General features: G+C 57.6%; 18 protein-coding genes. 13 read left to right on the forward strand and 5 right to left on the reverse strand.

Features of this window, described 5'->3' with window-relative positions; translation table 11 throughout:
- Positions 1–110: 110 nt before the first annotated feature.
- The 3 genes from zapE to JTY93_RS22335 all read right to left on the reverse strand — a co-directional run bounded on the left by zapE (position 111) and on the right by JTY93_RS22335 (position 3,294).
- A complete protein-coding gene (gene zapE, locus JTY93_RS22325; RefSeq protein WP_205476363.1) occupies positions 111–1,205 on the reverse strand; it encodes a cell division protein ZapE in 1,095 nt (364 codons plus the stop codon).
- A 79-nt stretch (positions 1,206–1,284) separates the two neighbouring features.
- Positions 1,285–2,640 (reverse strand): tryptophan--tRNA ligase, encoded by a 1,356-nt coding sequence (locus JTY93_RS22330; protein ID WP_169994695.1) that lies wholly within the window; start codon positions 2,638–2,640, stop codon positions 1,285–1,287.
- A gap of 24 nt (positions 2,641–2,664) precedes the next feature.
- On the reverse strand, positions 2,665–3,294 hold the full coding sequence (locus tag JTY93_RS22335; RefSeq protein WP_205476364.1) for an alpha/beta hydrolase: 630 nt from the start codon (positions 3,292–3,294) through the stop codon (positions 2,665–2,667).
- Positions 3,295–3,440: 146 nt separating this feature from the next.
- Here JTY93_RS22335 and JTY93_RS22340 point away from each other — a divergent pair, with 146 nt between their 5' ends.
- Positions 3,441–3,878, forward strand: a complete 438-nt coding sequence (locus JTY93_RS22340; RefSeq protein WP_205476365.1) for a Z-ring associated ZapG family protein — start codon at positions 3,441–3,443, stop codon at positions 3,876–3,878.
- A gap of 589 nt (positions 3,879–4,467) precedes the next feature.
- Positions 4,468–6,795 carry a dermonecrotic toxin domain-containing protein gene (locus tag JTY93_RS22345; protein ID WP_205476366.1) on the forward strand — a complete coding sequence of 776 codons (2,328 nt, stop codon included), beginning with the start codon at positions 4,468–4,470 and terminating at the stop codon, positions 6,793–6,795.
- Positions 6,796–7,050: 255 nt separating this feature from the next.
- Here JTY93_RS22345 and JTY93_RS22350 read toward each other — a convergent pair whose 3' ends face one another.
- Positions 7,051–7,611: a response regulator transcription factor gene (locus JTY93_RS22350; RefSeq protein WP_029291924.1), complete on the reverse strand. Its 561-nt coding sequence runs from the start codon at positions 7,609–7,611 to the stop codon at positions 7,051–7,053.
- Positions 7,604–8,866 (reverse strand): ATP-binding protein, encoded by a 1,263-nt coding sequence (locus JTY93_RS22355; RefSeq protein ID WP_205476367.1) that lies wholly within the window; start codon positions 8,864–8,866, stop codon positions 7,604–7,606. The genes JTY93_RS22350 and JTY93_RS22355 overlap by 8 nt, the downstream gene beginning before the upstream one ends.
- 226 nt (positions 8,867–9,092) lie before the next feature.
- Between JTY93_RS22355 and JTY93_RS22360 the strand changes: the two genes are divergently transcribed.
- The 11 genes from JTY93_RS22360 (at position 9,093) to JTY93_RS22410 (ending at position 25,875) form a co-directional block, all read left to right on the forward strand.
- Entirely contained in the window at positions 9,093–9,803 is a 711-nt protein-coding gene (locus tag JTY93_RS22360; protein ID WP_205476368.1) for an SIMPL domain-containing protein, read from the forward strand.
- A 554-nt stretch (positions 9,804–10,357) separates the two neighbouring features.
- Positions 10,358–13,162 carry a hypothetical protein gene (locus JTY93_RS22365; RefSeq protein ID WP_240344231.1) on the forward strand — a complete coding sequence of 935 codons (2,805 nt, stop codon included), beginning with the start codon at positions 10,358–10,360 and terminating at the stop codon, positions 13,160–13,162.
- 111 nt (positions 13,163–13,273) lie between these two features.
- Positions 13,274–14,875, forward strand: a complete 1,602-nt coding sequence (locus tag JTY93_RS22370; protein ID WP_205476369.1) for an ABC transporter substrate-binding protein — start codon at positions 13,274–13,276, stop codon at positions 14,873–14,875.
- A gap of 257 nt (positions 14,876–15,132) precedes the next feature.
- On the forward strand, positions 15,133–16,758 hold the full coding sequence (locus JTY93_RS22375; protein ID WP_169999525.1) for an ABC transporter substrate-binding protein: 1,626 nt from the start codon (positions 15,133–15,135) through the stop codon (positions 16,756–16,758).
- Positions 16,759–17,123: 365 nt separating this feature from the next.
- On the forward strand, positions 17,124–18,668 hold the full coding sequence (locus tag JTY93_RS22380) for an ABC transporter substrate-binding protein (protein ID WP_375373138.1): 1,545 nt from the start codon (positions 17,124–17,126) through the stop codon (positions 18,666–18,668).
- Between the two features lie 170 nt (positions 18,669–18,838).
- Positions 18,839–20,242 (forward strand): OprD family outer membrane porin, encoded by a 1,404-nt coding sequence (locus JTY93_RS22385; protein WP_205476371.1) that lies wholly within the window; start codon positions 18,839–18,841, stop codon positions 20,240–20,242.
- An 81-nt stretch (positions 20,243–20,323) separates the two neighbouring features.
- On the forward strand, positions 20,324–21,919 hold the full coding sequence (locus JTY93_RS22390; protein ID WP_205476372.1) for an ABC transporter substrate-binding protein: 1,596 nt from the start codon (positions 20,324–20,326) through the stop codon (positions 21,917–21,919).
- A 73-nt stretch (positions 21,920–21,992) separates the two neighbouring features.
- Positions 21,993–23,003 carry an ABC transporter permease subunit gene (locus tag JTY93_RS22395; RefSeq protein ID WP_032860135.1) on the forward strand — a complete coding sequence of 337 codons (1,011 nt, stop codon included), beginning with the start codon at positions 21,993–21,995 and terminating at the stop codon, positions 23,001–23,003.
- Between the two features lie 10 nt (positions 23,004–23,013).
- Positions 23,014–23,925, forward strand: coding sequence for an ABC transporter permease subunit (locus JTY93_RS22400; RefSeq protein WP_205476373.1), 912 nt, complete (start codon positions 23,014–23,016; stop codon positions 23,923–23,925).
- A gap of 10 nt (positions 23,926–23,935) precedes the next feature.
- Entirely contained in the window at positions 23,936–24,904 is a 969-nt protein-coding gene (locus tag JTY93_RS22405; RefSeq protein WP_205476374.1) for an ABC transporter ATP-binding protein, read from the forward strand.
- Positions 24,904–25,875 (forward strand): peptide ABC transporter ATP-binding protein, encoded by a 972-nt coding sequence (locus JTY93_RS22410; protein WP_029291946.1) that lies wholly within the window; start codon positions 24,904–24,906, stop codon positions 25,873–25,875. The genes JTY93_RS22405 and JTY93_RS22410 overlap by 1 nt, the downstream gene beginning before the upstream one ends.
- The last annotated feature ends 51 nt before the right edge of the window (positions 25,876–25,926 follow it).

Here is a 25,926-nt window from a genome sequence, read left to right on the forward strand (position 1 = left end):
CAAATGTGTGAGCGGGCTTGCTCGCGAATGCGGTGTGTCAGTTAACGAATAAGTCGACTGATACACCGCATTCGCGGGCAAGCCCGCACACATTTTGGTTCGGTGTTTGCCTAAGGCTTGTGCGCCCGCGCCAGGAACTCGTGGGACTGCATTTCCAGCAAGCGACTCAAGGTGCGTTGGAATTCGAAGTTCAAGCGACCGCCGGTGTAGAGGTCCTTGAGTTCGACTTCGGCCGAGATGATCAGCTTGACGTTGCGGTCGTAGAACTCATCGACCATGTTGATAAAACGCCGGGCAATGTCGTCGGTGGTGACGCTCATTTGCTCGACGCCACTCAAGATCACCGCATGGAAGATCTTGCCCAGTTCGATGTAGTCGTTCTGGCTGCGCGGGCCGTCGCACAGTTCACGGAAGTCGAACCAGGCCACGTCGTCGCAGGTGCGCAGGGCAATGATCTGGCGATTTTCGATCATCAACTTATCGTTTTCCACCGCCTGGGTGCATTCCGGCGTCAGCGCGCGGAAGCTCTTGCGCAGGCTTTCGTGGGCCGCTTCGTCGAGGGGGAAGTGGAACAGCTCCGCCTGCTCAAGGTGACGCAGGCGGTAATCGACGCCGCTGTCGACGTTGACGATATCGGTGTGCTGCTTGATCAGGGCAATGGCCGGCAGGAAGCGCGCGCGTTGCAGGCCGTCCTTGTACAGGCCGTCGGGCACGATGTTCGAGGTGGCGACCAGGGTCACGCCGTTCTTGAACAACTCTTCCATCAAGGTGCCAAGAATCATCGCGTCGGTGATATCGGACACGAAGAATTCATCAAAGCAAATCACCCGCGCCTCTTGGGAGAAGCGCTTGGCAATGATGGTCAGCGGGTTCTTCTCGCCGTGCAGGGTCTTCATCTCTTCGTGCACGCGCTTCATGAAGCGGTGAAAGTGAGTACGCGACTTTTCCTTGAACGGCAGCGCTTCGAAGAAGGTGTCGACCAGGTAAGTCTTGCCGCGACCCACGCCACCCCAGAAGTACAAGCCCTTGACCGGCACCTGGTCTTTCTTGCCAAACAACTTGCTGAGCATCCCCGGCTTGCTCTGGGAAGAGGCGACCAGGTCTTCGTACAGGCGCTGCAAATGGCGCACCGCCGTTTCCTGGGCAGCATCATGGAAGAAGTCGGGGCGCTTCAGATCAGCTTGATATCGTTCTAGGGGCGTCATAATTTCGTTAGCAAGGCAACAAAAACGGGCCGTCACTGTAACGACGGCCCTGAATAATGGCAATCAACCCTTGGTCGGGTCAGTCCTCGATTGGGGTCAACGCCACGCGCACAGCTTCGATGGCGGCATCCCGCGCAGCACTGTCGGCGAAGGCCGGGCTGTCGGCGATACAGGCGCCTTCAAGCCACACACTGAAGCCCAGGGCCTCACTGCGCACATCCAGCGCCTGGCCGGACTGCAACTGCTTGGTGGCTGCACCCGCCGCCTTGCCGTCGGCAAAGTTGCGCGACAACAACAGTTGCTCGCCGTCAGCCGCCAGCAGGCGGAAGCGGAAGCTACCGTCGTCTTCACGGAAGCTGACAAAACGCGCAGCCTTCACCGCCTTCTTCTTGGTGCTGACCGCCTCGCTGACCGGGTTGACGAACGAACGCAGGCCCACCGCTTCACGCAGCTCTTGCAGGAATGGACCGGCAACGGCCCGGGCCTTCTTGGCACCGATCAGCAGCAGGTCTTCCATATCCGAAGGGCGCGACATCAATTGATGGTAACGCTCGCGCGCCTCGCCCAACTGGCCGTCCAGCAGTTGGAACAGACGGTTCTTCGCCTCGCCCCAACCCAAGCCGTCGAGCAGTTCGCTGCGCAGTTGCTGTTCCTGCTCAGGGGTGGCGAACGCCTGGTACAGGGTGAACAGGTGAGAGTTATCTGGATCCTTGGCTTCGCCCGGCGCGCGGGAGTCGGTGACGATCCGCGAGATCGCGTCTTTCATGTCCTTGGCGCTGGTGAACAACGGGATGGTGTTGTCGTAGCTTTTCGACATCTTGCGCCCATCCAGGCCCGGCAAGGTGGCGACGCTTTCTTCGATCAACGCCTCGGGCATGGTGAAGAACTCTTTGCCCTTGCCGAACAGATGGTTGAAGCGCTGGCCGATATCACGGGCCATTTCCACGTGCTGGATCTGATCGCGGCCGACCGGCACCTTGTGTGCGTTGAACATCAGAATGTCCGCCGCCATCAGCACCGGGTAGCTGTACAGGCCCATGCTGATCCCGGCATCCGGGTCTTCGCCGTTCTCCAGGTTTTTGTCCACCGAGGCCTTGTAGGCGTGGGCACGGTTGAGCAGGCCCTTGGCTGCAACGCAGGTCAGCAGCCAGGTCAGCTCGGGAATTTCCGGGATATCGGACTGACGATAGAACGTCACCCGGTTCACATCCAGGCCACCGGCCAGCCAGGTCGCGGCGATTTCCATACGCGAGCGCTGGATGCGCTGCGGGTCATCGCATTTGATCAGGGCGTGGTAATCGGCCAGGAAGTAGAACGAATCGGCATTGGCATCCTGGCTGGCGAGGATCGCCGGGCGGATGGCACCCGCGTAGTTGCCCAGATGCGGGGTGCCGGTGGTGGTGATGCCGGTGAGGATACGGGTACGCGTCGTCATGGGTAATCGCTTATCAGACTGCTATCAATTCGAAAGGCGCGGCAGCACCAGATCCTTGAGATCGGTGAGCTTGCCATGAAAAAAGTGCCCGCATTCTGCCACTTTCAGCAGCTCATGGGGGCGTTTGAGGGCTGCGGACCAGTCGTAGACCCGTTGCGGCTCGACCACTTCGTCGGTTTCCGGCTGGATCACGGTCAACGGGCAGTCCTGTGGCAGCACGTCCTCATCACGCAAACGCATGACGGCCGCAGCCACCATAAACAGATGCGCGAGTTTTTCGCCCTTGGCCTCCAGGCGCCCGCCAAGGCTTGCGGCAACAAATCCACCGAACGAGAAACCCAGCAAGGTGATGGGCAGGCTCGGGTGTTTTTCACGCAGCCAAGTGATGGCGGCTTCGGCATCGTCCACTTCACCGCTGGCCATATCATGGCTACCAGCGCTGGCACCCACGCCACGGTAATTGAAACGCAAAGTAATCAAACCGGCATCGCGGGCGGTGCGTTGCAGGGTCGATACCACTTTATTGAGCATGGTCCCGCCCTGCACCGGATTAGGGTGACAGATCAGCGCCAGGCCACGTGGCTCGGGGTGATCCAGATACAGGGCTTCCAATTGGCCTACCGGGCCATCGATCAAAACAGGGGTTTCACGCATGAGCAAGGAATGAACTCCGTGACCTCTCAAAGGGTCGACTCGTCTAGCTAAAGTCTGTGCATGGCATCATTGCGAGCTTAATCGCGGTATACAGCGCAGGTCCGAGCCGTTAACGTAAAGCAAAGCCGTTTATAGAGGAAGGACTCGTGGAACACTCGCTCTTAGTTTGGTTGTTGCCGACTCTTGCCCTGGTTGCCGGTGTCGCCATTGGATTCCTGGTTGCTCGCCTGCTGCCGAATGCCGCGCCTAACCGCACGCAGCGTCAGTTGGATGACATTCAGGAACGTTTTGACAGTTATCAGAACGAGGTTGTTACCCACTTCAACAGCACCGCGACCCTGGTCAAGAAGCTCACCCAGAGCTACCAGGAAGTACAGGATCACATCGCCGATGGCGCCAACCGCCTGGCCCTGGACGACATCACTCGTCAGCGCCTGCTGGCCGCGCTGCATTCCGATGCCACGCAAGCCCCACGGGAACGCCTGACCCCGCCACGGGAAAATCAGGAGCCACCACGGGACTACGCGCCAAAAACGCCGAACGCCCCCGGCATGCTGGATGAGCATTACGGCTTGAAGAAGTAATAAGGTTTCAAGCGATAAAAAGCCCGCCACCGATCACTCGGTGGCGGGCTTTTTTATTTTCTCAAGGCTGGCACGCTGTCCGACGTTGACGATGCTCAAGCCCAGCAGTTCAGCAATCAGCGCTGGTACAACGTCGCCCATCCTCTTCGTCCATGCCCGAGGAATACTCAGCGTCCTTCATTGCTCAGGTTTAGGGCTCCGTGCAGCCTGAGGAAAACTGTTCAGTCGCCGTTCAGCGCCAGACTGAGCGCCTTGCAATCTGCACTGCGAACCTGATGGAGAAAGACCTGCAAAACTTCTGACAAGGGAAATGTATTCTCCATAGCTATTCCTGGAACTCTTCCTACGTACGCGACCACACAACGGACGAAACTAAGCCCTACTCCTCCGACACGCGCTACGAGTTCCCTTTTATGCAAATCAAGACCGCCTCAGCCACTCCCTGGAATCACTCAGCCAACGATCAACCAACTGCATCGAATACGGGCAATCGCAACAAACGTTCAATTGATTCCAGCGCGCAGGCGGATCAGCAATTAGTGCAGGAAGTCAGGCCCCCCCCCCAACACAAGGTGGAGGTTACACTGAGGTGAGCGTTGACCCCACCCCTGGCAAAGATGTCGAGAATAGTCAAAAAGTACCACCCCCCATTGATGTGGGTCTCAACATAAATGTTGACCCCGTTGCAAAGCATATTTCCAGTGCATTTAAAACTGTCGAACAAGAAGCATCTGATTTTCTCAAAGAAAAATTTGCAGAGTTGAAAAAGAAAGACCCCGCTAACAAGGAGAAATGGGATATTGATCCCGACAATACCTACCTAGTGACCTACGACTATAACAGTGTGGGGGAAGAGCCTTACCCGGCAAAGGGTATCCAGCGTATTTCACTGACGCAAGCGTTGATCAAAAATGCGCAAGATACTCCCACTGGGAAGGGATACAAGATCCCATTCTTCGCTGGCGGTCCTAATGTAAAAATCCAGAACAGTTTACCCATGAACAACCCAGGTATCTTTGACTTCTCAACCCGGTTTTCCCCTTATCGAAAAGACGCGGATGTTACCCATACTTATCAAGGAATTTATGTAGAATCGTCCGACGCTCCCTCACAGACATATAACTCTACCAACCAGAGTTCAATTACCCCGAAAGAGTTCAAAAACCTTGTTTGGCAGGCTGACTTTAAACAGCCTTATACTAACTTTCTGGATGAGTTCTGGAGCACCCACATAGAAAAATACCCGGTGCTGGCCAAAGCGTCATTCGTCAAGTCAGCCATGACTCAACATCAAGAAGGCAGCTTGACTACTGATGGTCGAGAACTGATCATGCGAGCCGCCGGATTATCAGGCAACCAGGAATCATGGCCTGACATTACTTATGATGACTTACAAAAAAATCCCCCCAAGGACCCCAACATTGAAGTCGGGTTGCTCAAGCTCGGAGAATATCAATCGACCGACCTCATATACATTACTGACAATAAGGTAACGTTTGACAACGACGGGAAGAGGATTCCTCCCCTCACCCTTCTTTATATACCCGGAAACTCCTCACCCATTCACAGTTTCAATAGCCAGGCAGAGATGAAGAAGTGGCTCGCCGAACAAATGGCTGATCCTGCCAAGCGCGATGCCCTGGCCTCACACTTTAAGCTTGAAGACAAGCCCAACGGCTGGGAGCGAGCCGGGTTAGACGAAACACTGATCGGCCTCGGTACCTGGCCTGAAACACGTGAAACCCCGGGAGGAATACTTTCCTATGACCATCGGGCCTTTAGCGGTAAATGGGATCCTGAAAAATTCATCACCACAGAACCTAACAACCTACCGTTCCAAGAAGTCACAAAACGCCAGAAAGATCGCTCTTATGCAGATGCGGCTGTCAAAATAACCAGTGACAGAGACGAGACCAAGAAGAACATCATTGATGGCCTGACAAAGACTTCGAAAGTTGCTCTATTTTTAACTCCACTGGCTTTCGTGGTACCTGAAGTCGCATTGGCCCTGGACACTTTTTATCTCGCCAGTGGCGGCGTAACTGCCAGCATCGGAGTTGATGACAACCTACATAACAAGGCCAAAGGTACTGATCGAATTGTATTCGGCCTGTTCAACGCAGCGACAGTGGCGATACCCAGAGTCATAGGTAAAGCCCGGGAGCAGTCTATCGGTGAATTCAAAGCCCCAGAAGACACTGCATCGCCCCCGGACCAAGAACCACCCCAACCTCCAGAGAACCCTGACAATGGGGTGATTGGTACGGACATAGCGAGCGAAACAGGTCCGATTACTGTCGTTCAAATGGGTGGCCCGATGAATGAGCTAAAATATGTCTCCAACGAAGTCCATACCTATGTAGACACCTACAAATCCGGAAAGCGACTTAACATTGTTGCCCATGGTTCCAAACCAAGTTGGGCTGATAAGTTCTTAGGCAATGGATCGCAGGTTGTCATCGATGGAAAAGGCTACACGCCTCAAAAATTAGTCGCCCTATTGAAAGACAAAGGCATAGACCCGGAAAGATATGACTCTGTGCGTCTTATAATGTGTCACTCTGCGGAGGGGCGAGGCAATTCGTTTGCGGCAAAGTTTCAAAAAGAGATCAATAAGCCGGTAAAAGCTTACGATGGGACGGTGACCCTCAGTTTCGGTTCAACAGCCATGAAAAAAATTCGAGATCAGGTCGTGACTCAAATTATGCAGTCAGATCCAACAATCTCTCTTGAAAATGCAGAAAACCTGGCTGAAATCAAACTGCAAGATGCTTTGAACGGCTATGCAATTCCAGAACTCAAAAAAGCCAATGGTCAGTTGGTCCAAATCAATACTGCGCCTGCAGAGGATCCGCCGAAATATGAGATTGTTAGAATTGTATACAAGCCGATTCACTTCCCAAGGACCGGTTCATGAGCCTTATTTCGCAATGTTCTGAAAGTAGCATACAAGCATGACGTAATATTTTGACGGCGGAAAAAAGCCCGGAAAGTTTTCAGCCGTCAATAAATACACTCAGCCCAGAACAGCGTGCAGCGAACATAAATGATCAAAGCTCAAGCCATCTGCGTTGCGGCGGCTGCCAGACGTGATCAGCCGCCCCACCTTACTTCAAATGACCCACGCACCCCGTCATTGAGACGCGCAGTACCCAGCGCTCTGATTCGCCCTTCAGCGCCGAACCGGGCGCTTTTGCAGTTTGCGCTGCAGTGTCCTGCGGTGCATGCCAAGAGCACGGGCGGTGGCCGAGATATTACCTTCATGCTCGGTCAACACACGCTGGATGTGCTCCCACTGCAGACGGTCCACCGACATCGGGTTTTCCGGCACCAGGGTGTCGAGGTCGGCATGCTCGGAGAGCAGCGCAGCCAGCACATCATCGGCATCGGCCGGCTTGCACAGGTAATTGCAGGCACCGCGCTTGATCGCCTCGACGGCGGTGGCAATGCTGGAATACCCGGTAAGGATTAGCACGCGCATTTCCGGGTCCAGTTCCAGCAATTTGGGCAACAGCACCAGGCCCGAATCACCATCCATTTTCAGGTCCAGTGCCGCATAGTCCGGCAGGTCGGCCTGGGCGATAGTCAGGCCTTCTTCGGCGGAGCCTGCGGTGCTGACGCGAAACCCACGACGGCTCATGGCTCGCGCCATCACGCGGGTAAAGGTGGCATCGTCATCTACCAGCAACAGGTGCGGCAGTTCTTCGCCTTCGACTTGGATCTCGTCACTCATCGATGTCTCCTCGTGCAGCACGGGGCAGGCGCAGCTCGGTGAGCGTGCCGCCTTCCTCATGGGGGTAAAGTTTCACCGAGCCGCCAGCGCGGGTCACGCTGGCCTTGCTCAAGAACAGGCCCAGGCCGAAGCCTTTGCCCTTGGTGGTAAAAAATGGCTTGCCGATCTGTTCGGCAATGGCCAGCGGCACACCGGCGCCGTGGTCGCGAATGCTGATGGTGAGGTTTTCCGCATCCCAGTCCAGCTGCACTTCCAGGCCTTCCGGGCAGGCGTCGGCTGCATTGTTCAACAGGTTCAGCAACGCCTGGGTCAGATCCGGCGGTGGCGCCATGCGAGGCACTGCGCCCTGCCCCAGCAGATGGAAACGGTAACTGGCTTCGGGACGCATCAGGTGCCAGCGGTTCAGCGCTTCGTCCAACCACTGGGTGACGTCTTGCATATCCACCGCCAAGCGCCGGTTGGCTTCGGCGGCGCGCACCAGTTGCTGCAAGGTTTGCTTGCACTGCTTGACCTGTTCCTGCAGCACGCCGAGGTCGTCTTGCAGCGCCGGGTCGTGATGGTCCTGGCGCATTTCCTTGATCAGCACGCTCATGGTTGCCAGCGGCGTACCCAGCTCATGGGCCGCGCCGGCGGCCTGGGTCGCCACTGCCAGCAGTTGCTGGTCGCGCAGGCCCTCTTCGCGGCGGATAGCGCGCAGTTCTTCCTGGCGCCGCAGCTCTTCAGCCATGCGCGCAGCAAAAAAGGTGATCACCGCCGCCGACAGCGCAAAGCTCAGCCACATGCCGTAGATTTGCAGGTTTTCCCGGGCGATCGGGAACGTTTCCAGGGGATAGAACTGCGCCAGCAACAAGGTATACAGCGCCAAGGCAATACCCGACAGGATCACCGAATAGCGCCACGGCAATGTCACCGCGGCGATGGTCAGCGGCACCAGGTAATAGGAGACGAAGGGGTTGGTGGAGCCGCCGGAGAAATACAGCAACACACTATGGATAAACAGGTCACAGGCCAGTTGCAGGGCATACTCCAGCTCCGTCACCGGCCACGTGGTGCGCAGGCGGATGGCCGTGAACACACACAACACCGTGGAAAAAGCCAAAGTCACCCACAGTTGCAGCCAGGGCAACGGCAGCAGCTCAAACCAATAGGCGAGCCCGACGGAGCCGGCCTGTGCGGCCAGTACCAGGGTGCGGATAAACGTCAGGCGCCAGAGGTTCTGGCGAGTGGCGGAAGTCAGTTGTACGGGGGCGAGCATGAGCTCTCCTGATGAGCGCTCCAGGCGGATCGCAGCAAGTATAAACGAAGCGACGGTACAGGCAGCGCGTGTGTGGCCCTTTGACGCAGGTCATGGCTTTATGACGGCTCGAGGCGAACTTGACCGCTCGTCGGCATCGTACCCAGATGTAGAGAATTTGTAACCCGACGAACCCGACTCCCCCGTCTACAGTCTTACCGAACACGATCACACTCAAGGAGCTTCCATGTCACGTTTCACTCGCAGTGCCACCGTTATCGCCCTCAGTGTTGGCAGCCTCGCCAGCCTGCCCGTACTGGCTGCCGATCAACTGCACTACAACCAGATCTCCCTACGTGCCGAAGTCAGCCAGGAAGTGGCCCGTGACCAGATGATCGTTACGTTGTACACCGAGTCCCAGAACAGCGACCCGGGCAAGCTGGCCGCCGAAATCACCACCACCATGAACAAGGCGCTGGCCCAGGCCCGCGAAGTCAAGAGCGTGACCCTGCGCCAGGGCAGCCGTAACAGCTACCCGATCTACGACAACAAGAACCAGAAGATCACCGGCTGGCGTGAACGCGCTGAGCTGCGCATGGAAAGCTCGGACTTCGCTGCGCTGTCCAAACTCACCGGCGAGATGCTGACCAACCTGAAAATGGACAGTATGGACTTCGCCATCGCCAACCCAACCCGCAAGGCCAGCGAAGATGCACTGCTCAAGGAAGCGGTCAGCGCGTTCAAGGCCCGTGCACAACTGGCCACTGACGCGCTGGGCGGCAAGGGCTACAAGATCGTCAACCTGAACTTCAATACCAATGGCTATCCACAGCCCTACGCCCGTGGCGGCATGATGATGAAGGCTGCGGCGATGGATTCGGCGCCCACACCTGAAGTCGAGGCTGGCACCAGCCAGGTCAGCATGAGTGCGGACGGGGTGATCGAAGTCTTGCAGTAACCGCTTCAACCTATAAAGACGGCACAGCCTAATCGCTTGTGCCGTTTTTTTTGGCCTGCTGTTGCGTCGCAAGATCAACGGCTGCGCAATGCAGATTAAGGAACAACCCGATCGATGTAGGCCTTTACTTACATTATCAATTGCGCCTAAAACCCAAGCATAAAAATTGAACCATCCCCCTGCACATTGCCACCTAGCTAAGCCAACTTTAGCCAGCTCATTAGATATTTAATAGGCCCCCTTACAGGAACTATCCATACCTGTTTGGCGCTCCGGCGCAGTGCAACAAACCTCACTGAAGAGACTTGATCCAAGGACAGGGTAGCCAGGCACTATCAGGATGACTGGTGCAAATACCTATGCCTGAGATACCGATATAGAGGCAACTTTATACGGGCTTTCATAGGGATGAAGGGGTTCCCCAGAAGATCCACGAAATATGATCTGACCCCACATCAAAATACTGGCAGCTGATAAAGCAACCTGCACATCGATGCTATTGCTTGGCGACAGACGAATAACACTATGAAACCCACGAATAAAGCGAGGCCTTCATGAATATAAATCCTGCGTCCGCTCTACCACACTCAACAACAGCTAATTCATTATCAGCCGTCAATCTACTGCCCGCGGATATCACCCCCACCGAAACGTCCGTCCGCGCACATCGTCGGCAGAGTCGTGCAGTCAGCACATCCTCTCCACAGAATGCAACGGGAGGAGAGAGGAGTCGGTCGCTGGCTACTAGGAATCCTGAAATAGCAGTCCACAAAAGGGTTATCTACGGCTCAGATACTGCTGCTTCGCCCTCGGCTGACTACACCCTGAAAGAGCGCAAGCAGCGTATTGATGACTATGCTTTTCGCGTAACGACGCTGATTTCAGAAATACCCAGCATCAACCAAGGTGAAAGGAGCGTCAGGTTCCAGAACGCTCGCCTGTTCATGGAGCCGGCCGGCTACTTCAGCGGTGGTTTATTGGCCGCAGGCTATGACCCGCATGAAAAAATCACGGTGACGTTCTCCTCATACACTGGCATAGGGAAACCCGAAAATCTGAGTAGCACCTCAAAGCGCACCTACTTTGCATGGGAAATCGCAGCAGGTGCTCTAGCGCACGATAAAGTGGAACGGGGTGGCCCGATCAACTTCAACGAGATGGAGATAGATCCAAAGGATAAAAGCAAGGTCGATAATCTGGAGGCAGCGGGCAAAACTCTTCAAAACCATTGGGAGCATGAAATATCCACACCCATGCGCGACCCTTCGGGACCACTGGCAAGCCTCTCGGGAGAAGCGGACGCCTACGCTGTACGGGGAACCTTGCAAAGCCTGCGCAGTGACACACAGAGTTTTAAAAACTTGAGCCCTGAAGGGCAAGAAGCCGTGGCGCGGACACTGGATAAAAACGGCCAAGTCATCATTCCAAATGTCTACGGCTATCCCCTATCAGGCTATGCCTTTATTCCGTACACCCCCTATGACGGAAATTATAAAAACAGGCCCAACCAAGGGTTGATGTTAGACCTGAAGAATGGCGCCGTGCGTGAAATACGTGGCGACGCGGACTTTGCAAGCTGGGCTAAAGACAACCACGACAACTTGCTGAGGAACTTCAACACCCGAGATATCCAAGGAGGCAAGGATTCACACTGGCCCAGCGCGGGGTATGTGCTTGACACATTAATCTCGGGCGCCAACGCCCACTTCCCCGGATATCACAACCTGGTTTCAGATGAGGAGATACCGGCTGCGCAACTATTCAATTACACCCGAGCCCGGGGCAGCGACTATCAGTTGAAGTTCGGCAGCCTTTACAGCGGTGTGGCCGCCCAATACCAAGCGGTGAACGCCAAGAATGCATTATGGTCCGACCAAACTCAGGTGTTTGGTTCGTCACAGCAAGATTGGAAATCGGCGAAAGATTTCTGGGGTAATACTTTCGGATACGTTCCCGTAATTGGCAACACTGGCAATATTGTCTTCGGCGTCCATGACAGTCTCTACGGCATGACGGCGCAGGATCGTGTGGGCGGCAATGCAGCGGCGGTAATATCAGGTCTGCAACTGGCCCACGAACTTGCGCCAGGTGCCGTCGAATCCGGGCTAGGTGAACCCGCCAAAGTCCCTGGCGTACCAAGAGCCGAAGATTACCAATGGAAGCAGAACTCACAAACAAACGACTTTGAGTTCGTGCACGCCCCCAAGCCCGCAAAGAATACCGATGAAGTCACCGTTCCGAGCGAGGCCCAACCTGCCAACCCCTTGCGCCCAAGCCAGGCCGGGCATATCAGCCAGCATGCGCTGCCAAATGGCGAGCAGTTGATTGAAAATGTGACACCCAACGCCAAGGGGATTTATCAGGTCAAGGATGCAACCACCAACGCAGATCGCTGGTTAATCCGCTACACCGACGCCACCGGCATCAGCAACGTGTATGAGATCCGAGGGGATTTCAAACTGAGCAACGGCTATGTGCAGATCATTGACCCGCAAACCAGGCGACCCGTGATGACTGTCCACTCTTCGGGCAATGGCGAGTGGGTCTCAGCCAATGGCAACGGCGGCATCAAGTGGTTCCCGGGGCGCAGCGGCTCACCAACCCCCAGCGAAGCCATGAAGCTCCCACCATCTTTTGCCAATCATTTTCTCGATCTCGACGGCAAACCAATCACAGGCGCCACCAAGATCGACGAGTTCTTGAAAATTAAAGCGGGATCCAGCTACGAGTTCGCCAGCAGCAATTTCGAGGATAAAGGCGTCATCAAAACAAACTTCAGGGTTTCCTGGAACATCGACGAGACTGGCTTTTCCGTTGAGCCCGGAGAAAAGGCACAGCCCACGGAGCACAGTGCGAGCCAGTACTCACCCAACTTTGTTTTGGATATAAACCGTAACCCTTACACCGTCACCACCACAGAAAACGGGTTATCCGTCAGCCACCCACTGGACGCCACAGCGAACTCAGCCGAGGGCATCAGGCAAGCGAGGCTGGCGCAGTTCGAGCGCACAATTCCAGACCGCGACCTGCGTGCGCGTATTTCCGAGGTCGCTCATCAAGGTTCGATAGCCCCCGCCACCATTGACTTGAACGGTGGCTCGGTACTGCAAGATGGCTACTACTTTGGCGCTGACGACACCCAGTTCCACGTCCATCACGACGCTTCCAGCAACGTGACGACGGTCCAAATCACATCCAAAGGACACCTGTCCAACCCGGAAAAAGACATCAACCGGGTGCCTGGCGCGGAGGTGATCATCAAGAGAACGTTCACGATACGCGAAGGGAACGAGCTCGACAGCCAGTTCACCATCGACAAGGACGCGCCCACCACTATCGAGGTCGTGACGCTCTCGTAGCCAAGGCACGGCTACAACGGCCACTTACCTGATCCCCTGAACGGCGGTAACCTCGGTGACTGCCGTTTTTCGTATGGGCAGCCTTATATACCTGCCATCTCAGGGGTCTGCATGGAAAAAAACGCCTTGAAAACACTGTTCCTCGCTGCGGGGTTGTTGGCATTGACGCCCATGGCCCATGCCGCCAGCACCCTGGTCTACTGCTCCGAAGCCAGCCCCGCCGGTTTCGACCCCAGCCAATACACCAGCGGCACCGACTTTGATGCCTCGGCCGAAACCGTGTTCAACCGCCTGACCCAGTTCAAGCGCGGCGGGACCGAAGTCGAGCCGGGACTGGCGACTCGTTGGGAGGTGTCCGAGGACGGCCTGGCCTACACCTTCCACCTGCGCGACGGGGTCAAGTTCCACAGCACCGAGTACTTCACACCGACCCGCGACTTTAATGCCGATGATGTGCTGTTCACCTTCCAGCGCCTGTTGGACGCCAACACCCCATTCCGCCAGGCGTACCCGTCCGAATCGCCGTACTTCACCGACATGGGCCTGAACACCACGATCAAAAGCGTGGAAAAACTCGACGAACACAGCGTGCGTTTCAACCTCAACAACGTCGACGCCGCTTTCGTGCAGAACCTGGCCATGAGCTTTGCTTCCGTGCAATCGGCGGAGTACGCCGCGCAGTTGCTCAAACAAGGAAAGGCCGCCGATATCAACCAGAAGCCGGTCGGCACCGGGCCGTTTGTGTTCAAACGCTACCAGAAGGACTCGCAGATTCGCTACGTCGCCAATAAACAGTATTGGAAGCCTGAGGATGTGAAGCTCGACAACCTGGTGTTCGCCATCACCCCCGACGCCGCGTCGCGCTTGCAAAAGCTCAAGGCCGGCGAATGCCAGGTCAGCGGCTATCCGCGCCCCTCGGATATAGAGGTGATGAAGCAGGATCCCAACCTGCGCGTGCTGCAACAGGCAGGCTTCAATCTGGGCTTCCTGGCCTATAACGTGACCCATCCGCCACTGGATCAACTCAAGGTGCGCCAGGCCCTGGACATGGCCATCGATAAGCCGGCGATTATCCAAGCGGTGTACCAAAGTGCCGGACAATTGGCGCAAAACGCGCTACCTCCGGCCCAGTGGTCTTATGACCCCAACATCAAGGACGCGCCGCACGATCCAGCCAAGGCCCGGGCGCTACTAAAAGAAGCAGGGGTTGCACCCGGTACCACCATCAACCTGTGGGCGATGACCGTGCAACGCGCCTCCAATCCCAATGCGCGCATGTCGGCGCAGATGATCCAGCAGGATTGGGCCAAGGTCGGGATCACCGCCAATATCGTCAGCTATGAGTGGGGCGAATACATCAAGCGCGCGAAAAACGGCGAGCACGATGTGATGATTTACGGCTGGACCGGCGACAACGGAGACCCGGATAACTGGCTTGGCGTGCTCTACAGTTGTGCGGCGGTAAAGGGCAGCAACTATGCAAAATGGTGTAACCCGCAGTACGACGAACTGGTGCAGAAGGCCAAGCTCAGCAGCAACCGTGACGAGCGCATCAAGTGGTATCAACAGGCGCAAAAAATACTTAAAGATCAAGTACCTATAACGCCTATTGCGAACTCGACGGTTTTCCAGCCACTGCGCAAGGAGGTCCAGGACTTCAAAATCAGCCCGTTTGGGCTGACGCCGTTCTATGGCGTAAGTCTGAATAAGTAACAATCACGCCCCAACCGAGTGCGCCAGACACCTCGGTTGGGCCGATTTAGTGCACTGCGCGCACCGAAAAAAACATCAAAAATACAGATTTATGTCGAAAATTATATGAATGCGACATTCTTGTACGTTCGTACCACTCTTTGCCGCTTGTTGCCTCTCAACGTCTTGCATTGGGTATGGGGCCTGCATAAGTATCCGCAGGCCGACTCACGAGGTCGCCCTCAATTCCAAAAATGACAACAAATCATGAGGCCAACATGCTTAAACACGCAGTCATTCCGTTTTTAGTCAGCGCCGGTTTAATGGCCGCTGCACCTTTCGCCCAGGCGGCGACTAATCTGGTGTTCTGCTCCGAAGGGAGCCCGGCCGGTTTCGACCCAGGCCAGTACACCACCGGAACAGACTTCGATGCTTCGGCCGAAACCATGTTCAACCGTCTCAGCCAGTTCGAGCGTGGCGGCACCGCCGTGATTCCTGGCCTGGCCACCAAGTGGGACGTTTCCGAAGATGGCCTGACCTACACCTTCCACCTGCGCGAAGGGGTCAAGTTCCACACCACGCCATACTTCAAGCCGACGCGCGAATTCAACGCCGACGACGTGCTCTTCACCTTCAACCGGATGATCAACAAAGACGATCCATTCCGTAAGGCCTACCCCACCGAGTTCCCGTATTTCACGGACATGGGGATGGACACCAACATCAAGAACATCGAGAAAATCGACGACCACACCGTCAAGTTCACCCTTGGCACCGTGGACGCCGCGTTTATCCAGAACCTGGCCATGAGCTTCGCCTCGCTGCAGTCGGCCGAATACGCCGCCCAACTGTTGAAGGAAGGCAAGCCCCAGGAGATCAACCAGAAGCCGGTAGGCACTGGCCCGTTCGTGTTCAAGAGCTACCAGAAAGACTCCAACATCCGCTTCACCGGCAACAAGGATTACTGGAAGCCTGAAGACGTGAAGATCGACAACCTGATCTTCGCCATCACCACCGACCCGTCGGTACGCGTGCAGAAACTCAAGAAGAATGAATGCCAGGTCACCCTCTTCCCACGTCCAGCCGACCTCAAGGCCCTGGGCGAAGACAAGACCCTGAAACTGCCACACCAGGCCGGTTTCAACCTGGGCTATATCGCCTACAACGTCATGCCTGTGCTCAAAGGCCAGACTGCGGCCAACCCACTGGCCGACCTACGCGTACGCCAGGCCCTGGACATGTCGGTCAACAAGCAGCAGATCATCGACTCGGTTTACCAGGGCGCAGGCCAACTGGCGGTCAACGCCATGCCGCCGACCCAGTGGTCCTATGACGAGACCATCAAGGACGTCCCGCACGACGTGGCCAAGGCCAAGGAATTGCTCAAGGAAGCCGGCGTCAAGGAAGGCACCGAAATCACCCTGTGGGCCATGCCAGTCCAGCGTCCGTACAACCCCAACGCCAAGCTGATGGCCGAGATGCTGCAGAACGACTGGAAGCAGATCGGCTTGAAGGTCAACATCGTCAGCTACGAGTGGGGCGAGTACATCAAGCGCTCCAAGGGCGGCGAGAACCAGGCCATGATCATCGGCTGGAGCGGTGACAATGGTGACCCTGACAACTGGCTGAACGTACTGTTTGGCTGCGACTCCCTGGCCGGCAACAACTTCTCCAAATGGTGTGACAAAAAATTCGACGGCATCGTGAAAGAAGCCAAGGCCACGTCGGATGTCGCCAAGCGCACCGAACTGTACAAACAGGCGCAACACGTCCTCAAAGACGCAGTCCCCATGACACCTATCGCACACTCGACGGTGTATCAACCCATGCGCAACAACGTGCAGGACTTCAAGATCAGCCCGTTTGGCTTGAATTCCTTCTACGGGGTGAGCGTCAGCAAGTAGTGATCTTTAGCGGCGACGTTTCGTAACGTCGCCGTTATTGCATCCGCCAAGACACTAGGAATCGGACTACGCTCGCAGTCGCTGCCGACCTACAGCAGCTAACTGCAAAGGTAACGTCCGATCCCTACAAGGTCTGTCCGGTTCTGCGCATTTACTGTCCTTCCCGCGTTCCCTAACGTCGCGGTAGGCAAATACGCAGTTCCGATACGGCATTTGCTGTGGATGGGAGCAGTGCTTTCGCCATGCCAGGTAAGGCGTGGCGACTGTTCACTGACGAAAACGATAAACATGGATTGGGGACCGTCATGCGCCATACCACCGTTCTATCCGCGATATTGGGTACCAGCCTGTTGGCCGTCGCTTCGATGGGCCAGGCTGCCGAGAAGAAAAGCCTGGTGTTCTGCTCCGAAGGCAGCCCGGCCGGGTTCGATACTGCGCAATACACCACCGCCACCGACAACGATGCGGCCGAACCGATCTACAACCGCTTGGTTGAGTTCGAAAAGGGCGAAACCGGGGTCGTCCCAGGACTGGCTACCAAGTGGGATATCTCGCCAGACGGCCTGACCTATACCTTCCACTTGCGCGAAGGGGTGAAGTTCCACAGCAACAAGGAATTCCAGCCGACACGGGATTTCAATGCCGATGACGTGCTGTTCACCTTCAATCGCATGCTTGATCCCGACCATCCGTTTCGCAAGGCCTACCCCACCGAGTTTCCGTACTTCAACGGGATGAGCCTGAACAAGAACATCGCCAAGGTCGAGAAAACCGACCCGTACACCGTGGTGATGACCCTCAATACGGTCGACGCTGCGTTTGTCCAAAACATCGCCATGAGTTTCGCCGCAATCCTCTCGGCGGAATACGCCGAACAACTGCTCAAGACCGGCAAACCCAGCGATATCAACCAGAAGCCGATCGGCACCGGGCCGTTCGTGTTCCAGCGTTACCAGAAGGATTCGCAGATCCGTTACGCCGGCAATAAACAGTATTGGGACCCGAGCAAGGTCAAGCTCGACCAACTGATTTTCGCCATCAACACCGACGCGTCGGTGCGGGTACAGAAGCTCAAGGCCAATGAATGCCAGGTCACCCTGCATCCACGCCCGGCTGATGTCGACGCGCTCAAGGCCGACCCCAACCTGCAACTGCTGACCAAGCCTGGCTTCAACCTCGGCTACATCGCCTACAACGTGCGGCACAAGCCCTTCGACCAGCTCGAAGTGCGCCAGGCGCTGGACATGGCGGTGAACAAGCAGAGCATCCTTAACGCCGTGTACCAAGGCGCCGGGCAGTTGGCAGTCAATGCCATGCCGCCGACCCAATGGTCCTACGACGACAGCATCAAGGACGCCGCCTACAACCCGGAAAAAGCCAAGGAATTGCTCAAGGCTGCGGGCGTCAAGGAAGGCACCGAAATCACCCTGTGGGCGATGCCGGTCCAGCGCCCGTACAACCCCAACGCCAAGCTGATGGCCGAGATGCTGCAAAACGACTGGGCCAAGATCGGCCTCAAGGTCAAGATCGTCAGCTATGAATGGGGCGAGTACATCAAGCGCACCAAGAACGGCGAGCACGATGTCAGCCTGATTGGCTGGACCGGCGATAACGGTGACCCGGACAACTGGCTGGGCACCCTCTACAGCTGCGACGCCATCGGCGGGAACAACTACTCGATGTGGTGCGACCCTGCGTACGACAAGCTGATCAAGCAAGCCAAGGTCGTCACCGACCGCGAACAAAGGACTGTTCTCTACAAACAGGCGCAGCAACTGCTCAAACAGCAGGTGCCGATCACGCCTGTCGCCCACTCGACGGTCAACCAGCCGTTAAGCACCAAGGTCGAAGGCTTCAAAGTGAGCCCCTTCGGCCGCAACGTGTTCTCGGGCGTCAGTATTACCCCATAAGAAAATAACCGGATGCGCAGAGCGAAGTTGGCTCTGCTGCAAACGTGCAGCTGTAATTCGTGAAATCTCCTACAGCAAACGTTTGCAAAGGCTTGAAGAGTTACACACCCAATAGCCGGTTCACCTAATAAGGCCGGCATTAAAAAAAGAGAACCAAAGGAGCTCCACCCATGAAACTAAGCAGCAAAGTGCTACTGGCCATGGCCATCAGCAGCGTCACGGCAACCGCCTATGCCGAATCCGCGAGCCAGGACTTCGTTCCAACCACACTGGCCGGCAGCAGCGCCCAAAGCGAGGCAAAAGGCTTTATCGAAGACTTCAGCCTGGGCGGCAGTACGCGCAACTGGTACTCCAATGAACACCTGTACCGCGGGGGCAGCTTCAAATACAAAGAGCACGGTGTAACGAAGACCGACCGCAACCGTACCAACTGGATCCAGGGCACCATCATCAATGCCAGCTCGGGGTTCACCCAGGGCACTGTGGGCGTCAAGGCCGAAGTAGCGGTGTACAACGCTCTGGTTCTCGATCGCAGCAAACGCGATATCAAGGGCGGCTCCAACCGTACCTTGGCTGACTCTGACGGCAATGCCGTAGACCAGTGGAGCAAACTGGGCCTGGCCAACTTGCAGTTCCGCGTGTCGAACACCACACTGACCGCCGGCCGCCAGAACTTCAGCACGCCGATTGTCGACAACATCGGCAACCGTCCCCTGCCATCGAGCTTCCAAGGTGTGAGCTTCAACAGCGCAGAGTTCAGCAACCTGTCGTTCCAGGGTGGCGTGTTTGACCGCGTCTCGCCACGGTCCGAGCAGAGCCTGTCGAAGTTCCGTAGCGAGTACAGCCAACAAGGCGCCAAAAGCGCTACAACCGACAAGGTCTACACCCTGGGCGCCAACTACCAGCCGTTCGCGAGCCTGAAAACCAGCGTCTTCGGCGCCAACGTCAAGGACTTCTGGAACCAGTACTACTTTGGCGCTACCCACGAACTGGGTGACAGCCAGCAACTGGCCCTGACCACTGGCTTCAACTACTACAAAACCGTCGACGAAGGCAAAAAGCTGATGGGGGAAATCGACAACGACACCTTCTCCCTGTCCCTCGGCCTGGCGCATCAGGCTCACAGCCTGACCTTCTCCTATCAGCAAGTGAACGGTAACGAGTACTTCGACTACCTGCACGAAACCAACGGCATCTACCTGGCCAACTCCCTGACGTCGGACTTCAACGGCCCGAACGAGAAATCCTTCCAGGTCGCCTACGCCATCAACATGGCCGAATACGGCGTGCCAGGCCTGAAGTTCAACATCTACTCGGCGCGCGGCTGGGGCATTGACGGTACCCACTACACCGGTAACCGCAATGGTGCTTACGCCTACACCGGCATCGAAACTCAAGACGGCGAGAAACACCAGGAATACGGTGTTGGCGCGGCCTACGCGGTCCAGAGCGGCCCGCTCAAAGCCACGGCGATTCGTGCCACCTACGTTGAACACCGTGGCAGCGCCAACCAGTTCGACGGCAGCGTCAAAGAATTCCGTCTGGTTACCACCGTCCCATTCAACATTCTTTAATTCGCACCAGGTAGACGGCGGGCTCAGGACGAGCCTGCCGTCTACATTTGTGTGGTTGAATCGATCGCAGAGGGCTCTTCGATGAAAATGCTCCCGTTACAAGCTGCCATGACCGCTGCACTGCTGAGTGTGGCCCTGGGCATTTCGGCCAAGCCGCTGGTGGTCTGCACCGAAGCCAGTCCGGAAGGCTTCGACCCGGTCGTGTACGTCACGGCCGTCACCGCCGATGCCGCCGCCGAAACCATGTTCAACCGCCTGGTGGACTTCAAGCCCGGCACCACTGAAATCAGGCCCGCACTCGCCAAGTCCTGGGACATCAGTGAGGACGGACTGACCTATACCTTCCACCTGCGTGATGACGTCAAGTTCCACACCACCGATTACTTCACCCCCACGCGCAACCTGAATGCCGACGACGTGCTCTGGAGCTTCCAGCGTCAACTGGACCCGAAACACCCGTGGCACGACAAGTCCACCACCGGCTTCCCCTATTTCGAAAGCATGGGTTTCAAGGAACTGCTCAAAAGCGTCGAGAAGACCGATGACCACACCGTGGTCTTCACCCTGACCCGCCCCGAAGCACCGTTCCTGGCCGATGTTGCAATGCCGTTCACCGCCATTCACTCGGCCGAGTACGCCGACAAACTGCTGGCCGCCAACAAGACCGGCGAGCTCAACAGCAAACCAATCGGCACCGGCCCGTTCATTTTTACCCGCTACCAGAAAGACGCCCAAGTGCGCTTCAAGGCCAACCCGGAATACTTCCGCGGCAAGCCGCCCGCTGACCCGCTGATCCTGGCCATCGCGGTGGATAACAACGTGCGCCTGCAAAAGCTCAAGGCCAATGAGTGCCAGATCGCCCTGTATCCAAAACCCGACGACCTGCCGAGTATCAAGGCCGATCCGAACCTTAAGGTCTCGGAGCTGGCGGCGATGACCACCGCCTACACCGCCATGAACACCACCCGCAAGTACATGAGCGACGCGCGGGTGCGTCACGCGATCAACATCGCGTTCGACAAACAAGGCTACAACGAATCCCTGTACGGCAAAGGCAACGCCGTCGACGCCACCGGCCCGTACCCGCCGACCTTGCTAGGCTTCAACGACAAGCTGAAAAACCCGACCCGCGACCTGGACAAGGCCCGCGCCCTACTCAAGGAAGCCGGTGTACCGCAAGGTACCGAGTTCACCCTGTTCACTCGCAACGGCGGCGGCCCGACCAATCCCAACCCGATGCTTGGCGCCCAGCGCATGCAGGCGGATCTGGCGCAGATTGGTCTGAAGGTCAATATCAAGGTCATGGAATGGGGCGAAATGCTCAAGCGCGCCAAGGCTGGCGAGCACGACATGGTCTCTGCCGGCTGGGCCGGGGATAACGGCGATCCAGACAACTTCCTCACGCCTAACTTGAGTTGCGATGCTGCCAAAAACGGCGAAAACTACGCCCGCTGGTGTAACGAAGAGTTTCAGGGCTTGATCGACAAGGCCCGTGCCATCGCTGAACCCACACAGCGCGCCGCACTCTATGAACAAGCGTTGGAGGTTTTCGACAAGGACCAACCGTGGATCCCTTTGGCCTACCCGAAAATGTTCACCGCCATGCGTAAAAACGTCGAGGGATATATCCAAAGCCCGCTGACCAACAATAACTTCGCCACCACCCAGGTGAAGTAATAAGAGACGCCCGGCACCGTCGACGTTGACGGTGCCGGACCTGCCTAACCGGCTGACTGAGGTAGATACCACGATGTTTAGTTTTATTGCCCGCCGATTGGGGTTGTTGATCCCAACGTTCTTCGGCATCACGTTGCTGACTTTTGCGTTGATTCGCATGATCCCCGGCGACCCCGTAGAAGTCATGATGGGCGAAAGGCGGGTTGACCCCGAGATGCACGCCCAGGCAATGGAACGCCTTGGCTTGAACAAACCCTTGTATGCGCAATACCTGGACTACGTCGGCAAGCTCGCCCAGGGCGACCTCGGCGAATCCCTGCGCACCCGGACCAGCGTGTGGACCGAGTTCAGCGCACTGTTCCCCGCGACCCTGGAACTGTCCATGGCCGCCCTGTTGTTCGCCGGCATCCTCGGGCTACTGGCCGGGGTGATCGCGGCCTTGAAGCGAGGATCCCTGTTCGACCATGGGGTGATGGGCATCTCCCTGGCGGGATATTCGATGCCGATCTTCTGGTGGGGCCTGATCCTGATCATGTTCTTCTCGGTGAGCCTGGGCTGGACCCCGGTTTCCGGGCGTATCGACCTGCTCTACGACATCGAGCCACGCACCGGCTTCATGCTGATCGACACCCTGCTGGCCGACGAGCCGGACGCGTTCTGGGATGCGCTGCACCACCTGATCCTACCGGCCATCGTGCTCGGCACCATCCCGCTGGCGGTAATTGCGCGGATGACCCGCTCATCGATGCTTGAAGTACTGCGCGAAGACTACATCCGTACCGCCAAGGCTAAAGGCCTGTCGCCGGCGCGCGTGGTGTTCGTACACGGCCTGCGCAACGCACTGATCCCGGTACTGACCGTGGTCGGCCTGCAAGTCGGCACGCTGCTGGCCGGCGCGGTATTGACCGAGACCATCTTCTCCTGGCCCGGCATCGGCAAATGGCTGATCGAAGCCATTGGCGCCCGGGATTATCCGGTGGTGCAAAACGGCATCCTGCTGATCGCCTGCCTGGTGATCCTGGTGAACTTCGTGGTGGATATCCTCTACGGCTTCGCCAACCCTCGCATCCGTCACCAGCGCTGAGATCATGACCATGACCACACCAACTCCCGTGTCAGCAGTCGATCAAAGCCTGCTGTACCCGTCCCCGTACAAAGAATTCTGGCAAGCCTTCTCCAAGAACAAGGGCGCGGTTGCCGGCCTGCTGTTCATGTTGCTGATCGTGTTCTGCGCGATCTTCGCCCCGTGGGTCGCGCCCCATAACCCCAGCGAGCAATACCGCGACTTCCTGCTGACCCCGCCGTCGTGGCTCGAAGGCGGGCAGATTCAGTTCCTGCTGGGCACCGACGAACTGGGCCGTGACTTGCTGTCGCGCCTGATCCAGGGCTCACGCCTGTCGTTGCTGATCGGCTTGTCATCGGTGGTGATGTCGCTGATTCCGGGGATCCTGCTGGGGCTGTTCGCCGGGTTCTTCCCGCGTCTGCTCGGCCCCACCATCATGCGTCTGATGGACATCATGCTGGCCCTGCCGTCCCTGCTGCTGGCCGTGGCGATTGTCGCCATCCTCGGCCCTGGCCTGATCAACACCGTGATCGCGATTGCCATTGTGTCGCTGCCATCCTATGTGCGCCTGACCCGCGCGGCGGTGATGGGCGAGCTCAACCGTGACTACGTGACGGCCGCGCGCCTGGCCGGTGCCGGCCTGCCGCGCCTGATGTTCGTGACCGTGCTGCCCAACTGCATGGCACCGCTGATCGTGCAGGCCACCTTGAGCTTCTCCTCGGCGATTCTCGATGCCGCGGCCCTGGGCTTCCTCGGCCTTGGTGTCCAACCGCCAACCCCCGAGTGGGGCACCATGCTGGCTTCGGCCCGTGACTACATCGAACGCGCCTGGTGGGTCGTGAGCCTGCCTGGCTTGACCATTTTGCTCAGCGTGCTGGCAATCAACCTGATGGGCGACGGACTGCGCGATGCGCTGGACCCGAAACTCAAGAATGCCGCGTGAGGAGATTCCCATGTCACTGCTAGAAATCAAGAATCTCAATGTGCGCTTCGGCGACAAGACTGCCGTGCCAGTGGTCGATGGTCTCGACCTGTCCGTGGACAAAGGCGAAGTACTGGCCATCGTTGGCGAGTCGGGCTCGGGTAAATCCGTGACCATGATGGCGCTGATGGGCCTGATCGAGCATCCCGGCATCGTCAGCGCCGACTCGCTGACCTTCGACGGCAAGGACATGCTCAAGCTGAGCAACCGTCAGCGTCGGCAGATCGTCGGCAAAGACCTGGCGATGGTGTTCCAGGACCCGATGACCGCGCTGAATCCCAGCTACACCGTGGGTTTCCAGATTGAAGAAGTGCTGCGCCTGCACCTGAAAATGTCCAGCAAGCAAGCGCGCAAGCGGGCCATCGAACTGTTGGAAAAAGTCGAAATCCCAGGCGCTGCCAGCCGCATGGATGCCTACCCGCACCAACTGTCCGGCGGTATGAGCCAGCGTGTGGCCATCGCCATGGCCATCGCCGGCGAACCGAAACTGCTGATCGCGGATGAACCGACCACGGCGCTGGACGTGACCATTCAAGCGCAGATCATGGAACTGCTGCTGGCCCTGCAAAAAGAACAGAACATGGGCCTGGTGCTCATTACCCACGACCTCGCAGTCGTAGCGGAAACCGCCCAGCGCGTGTGCGTGATGTACGCCGGCCAAGCGGTGGAAGTCGGCCAGGTACCGGGCTTGTTCGAGGTACCGGCGCACCCGTACAGCGAAGCATTGCTGGCGGCGATCCCGGAACACAGCATGGGCGCCGAGCGCCTGGCAACCTTGCCTGGCATCGTTCCCGGTCGTTATGACCGCCCGCAAGGCTGCCTGCTGTCACCACGCTGCCCGTACGTGCAGGACAGCTGCCGCCAGACTCGTCCGACCCTGGACCCGCAAGCCCACAGCCTTGTGCGCTGCTTCTACCCCTTGAACCAGGAGGTGGCGTAATGGCCGTCGTTCTTACCGCCCGCGACCTGACCCGTCACTACGAAGTGTCCCGTGGCCTGTTCAAGGGCCACGCCACCGTGCGCGCCCTCAATGGCGTGTCGTTCGAGCTGGAAGCCGGCAAGACCCTCGCCGTAGTGGGTGAGTCCGGGTGCGGCAAATCCACCCTGGCCCGGGCACTGACGCTGATTGAAGAGCCATCGTCCGGATCCTTGAAAATCGCCGGCCAGGAAGTCGCCGGCGCCGACAAGGCCCAGCGCAAGCAACTGCGCAAAGACGTGCAGATGGTGTTCCAGAGCCCTTATGCCTCATTGAACCCACGGCAGAAAGTCGGTGATCAACTGGGCGAGCCGCTGCTGATCAACACCAACCTGTCCGCGGCCGAGCGCCGGGAAAAAGTCCAGGCGATGATGAAGCAGGTGGGCCTGCGCCCTGAGCACTATCAGCGCTACCCGCACATGTTCTCCGGTGGCCAGCGCCAGCGGATCGCCCTGGCCCGGGCAATGATGCTGCAACCCAAAGTGCTGGTGGCGGATGAGCCGACCTCGGCCCTCGACGTCTCGATCCAGGCCCAGGTGCTCAACCTGTTCATGGATTTGCAGCAGCAGTACAACACGGCCTACGTGTTCATCTCCCACAACCTGGCGGTGGTGCAACACGTCGCGGATGACGTGATGGTGATGTACCTCGGCCGCCCGGTGGAAGTGGGCCCCAAGGAAGACATCTACGCACGTCCCCTGCACCCGTACACCCAGGCGCTGTTGTCGGCCACCCCGACCATTCACCCGGACCCGAACAAGCCGAAAATCAAGATCGTCGGCGAACTGCCCAACCCGCTGAACCCGCCACCTGGCTGCGCCTTCCACAAGCGCTGCCCGTATGCGACCGAGCGCTGCAGCAGTGAAGAACCGCTGCTGCGTGAACTGGACAACCGCCAAGTGGCTTGCCATCACGCGGAGCAGTTCGTGGCCTAAACCCCTGTGGGGACGGGCTTGTGTGGGAGCGGGCTTGCCCGCGAAGGCGGC

The sequence above is a fragment of the Pseudomonas hygromyciniae genome (assembly GCF_016925675.1).
In the GTDB taxonomy this organism is placed as follows: Bacteria; Pseudomonadota; Gammaproteobacteria; order Pseudomonadales; family Pseudomonadaceae; genus Aquipseudomonas; species Aquipseudomonas hygromyciniae.

What these genes read in the sequence shown, in the direction of transcription:
- JTY93_RS22385 (WP_205476371.1), top strand. Translation starts at nt 18,839, where the DNA reads ATGAAACTAAGCAGCAAAGTGCTACTGGCCATGGCCATCAGCAGCGTC.
- JTY93_RS22380 (WP_375373138.1), top strand. Translation starts at nt 17,124, where the DNA reads ATGGGCCAGGCTGCCGAGAAGAAAAGCCTGGTGTTCTGCTCCGAAGGC.
- JTY93_RS22360 (WP_205476368.1), top strand. Translation starts at nt 9,093, where the DNA reads ATGTCACGTTTCACTCGCAGTGCCACCGTTATCGCCCTCAGTGTTGGC.
- JTY93_RS22365 (WP_240344231.1), top strand. Translation starts at nt 10,358, where the DNA reads ATGAATATAAATCCTGCGTCCGCTCTACCACACTCAACAACAGCTAAT.
- JTY93_RS22375 (WP_169999525.1), top strand. Translation starts at nt 15,133, where the DNA reads ATGCTTAAACACGCAGTCATTCCGTTTTTAGTCAGCGCCGGTTTAATG.
- JTY93_RS22370 (WP_205476369.1), top strand. Translation starts at nt 13,274, where the DNA reads ATGGAAAAAAACGCCTTGAAAACACTGTTCCTCGCTGCGGGGTTGTTG.
- JTY93_RS22335 (WP_205476364.1), bottom strand. Translation starts at nt 3,294, where the DNA reads ATGCGTGAAACCCCTGTTTTGATCGATGGCCCGGTAGGCCAATTGGAA.
- zapE (WP_205476363.1), bottom strand. Translation starts at nt 1,205, where the DNA reads ATGACGCCCCTAGAACGATATCAAGCTGATCTGAAGCGCCCCGACTTC.
- JTY93_RS22330 (WP_169994695.1), bottom strand. Translation starts at nt 2,640, where the DNA reads ATGACGACGCGTACCCGTATCCTCACCGGCATCACCACCACCGGCACC.
- JTY93_RS22390 (WP_205476372.1), top strand. Translation starts at nt 20,324, where the DNA reads ATGAAAATGCTCCCGTTACAAGCTGCCATGACCGCTGCACTGCTGAGT.
- JTY93_RS22350 (WP_029291924.1), bottom strand. Translation starts at nt 7,611, where the DNA reads ATGAGTGACGAGATCCAAGTCGAAGGCGAAGAACTGCCGCACCTGTTG.
- JTY93_RS22410 (WP_029291946.1), top strand. Translation starts at nt 24,904, where the DNA reads ATGGCCGTCGTTCTTACCGCCCGCGACCTGACCCGTCACTACGAAGTG.
- JTY93_RS22405 (WP_205476374.1), top strand. Translation starts at nt 23,936, where the DNA reads ATGTCACTGCTAGAAATCAAGAATCTCAATGTGCGCTTCGGCGACAAG.
- JTY93_RS22355 (WP_205476367.1), bottom strand. Translation starts at nt 8,866, where the DNA reads ATGCTCGCCCCCGTACAACTGACTTCCGCCACTCGCCAGAACCTCTGG.
- JTY93_RS22400 (WP_205476373.1), top strand. Translation starts at nt 23,014, where the DNA reads ATGACCACACCAACTCCCGTGTCAGCAGTCGATCAAAGCCTGCTGTAC.
- JTY93_RS22395 (WP_032860135.1), top strand. Translation starts at nt 21,993, where the DNA reads ATGTTTAGTTTTATTGCCCGCCGATTGGGGTTGTTGATCCCAACGTTC.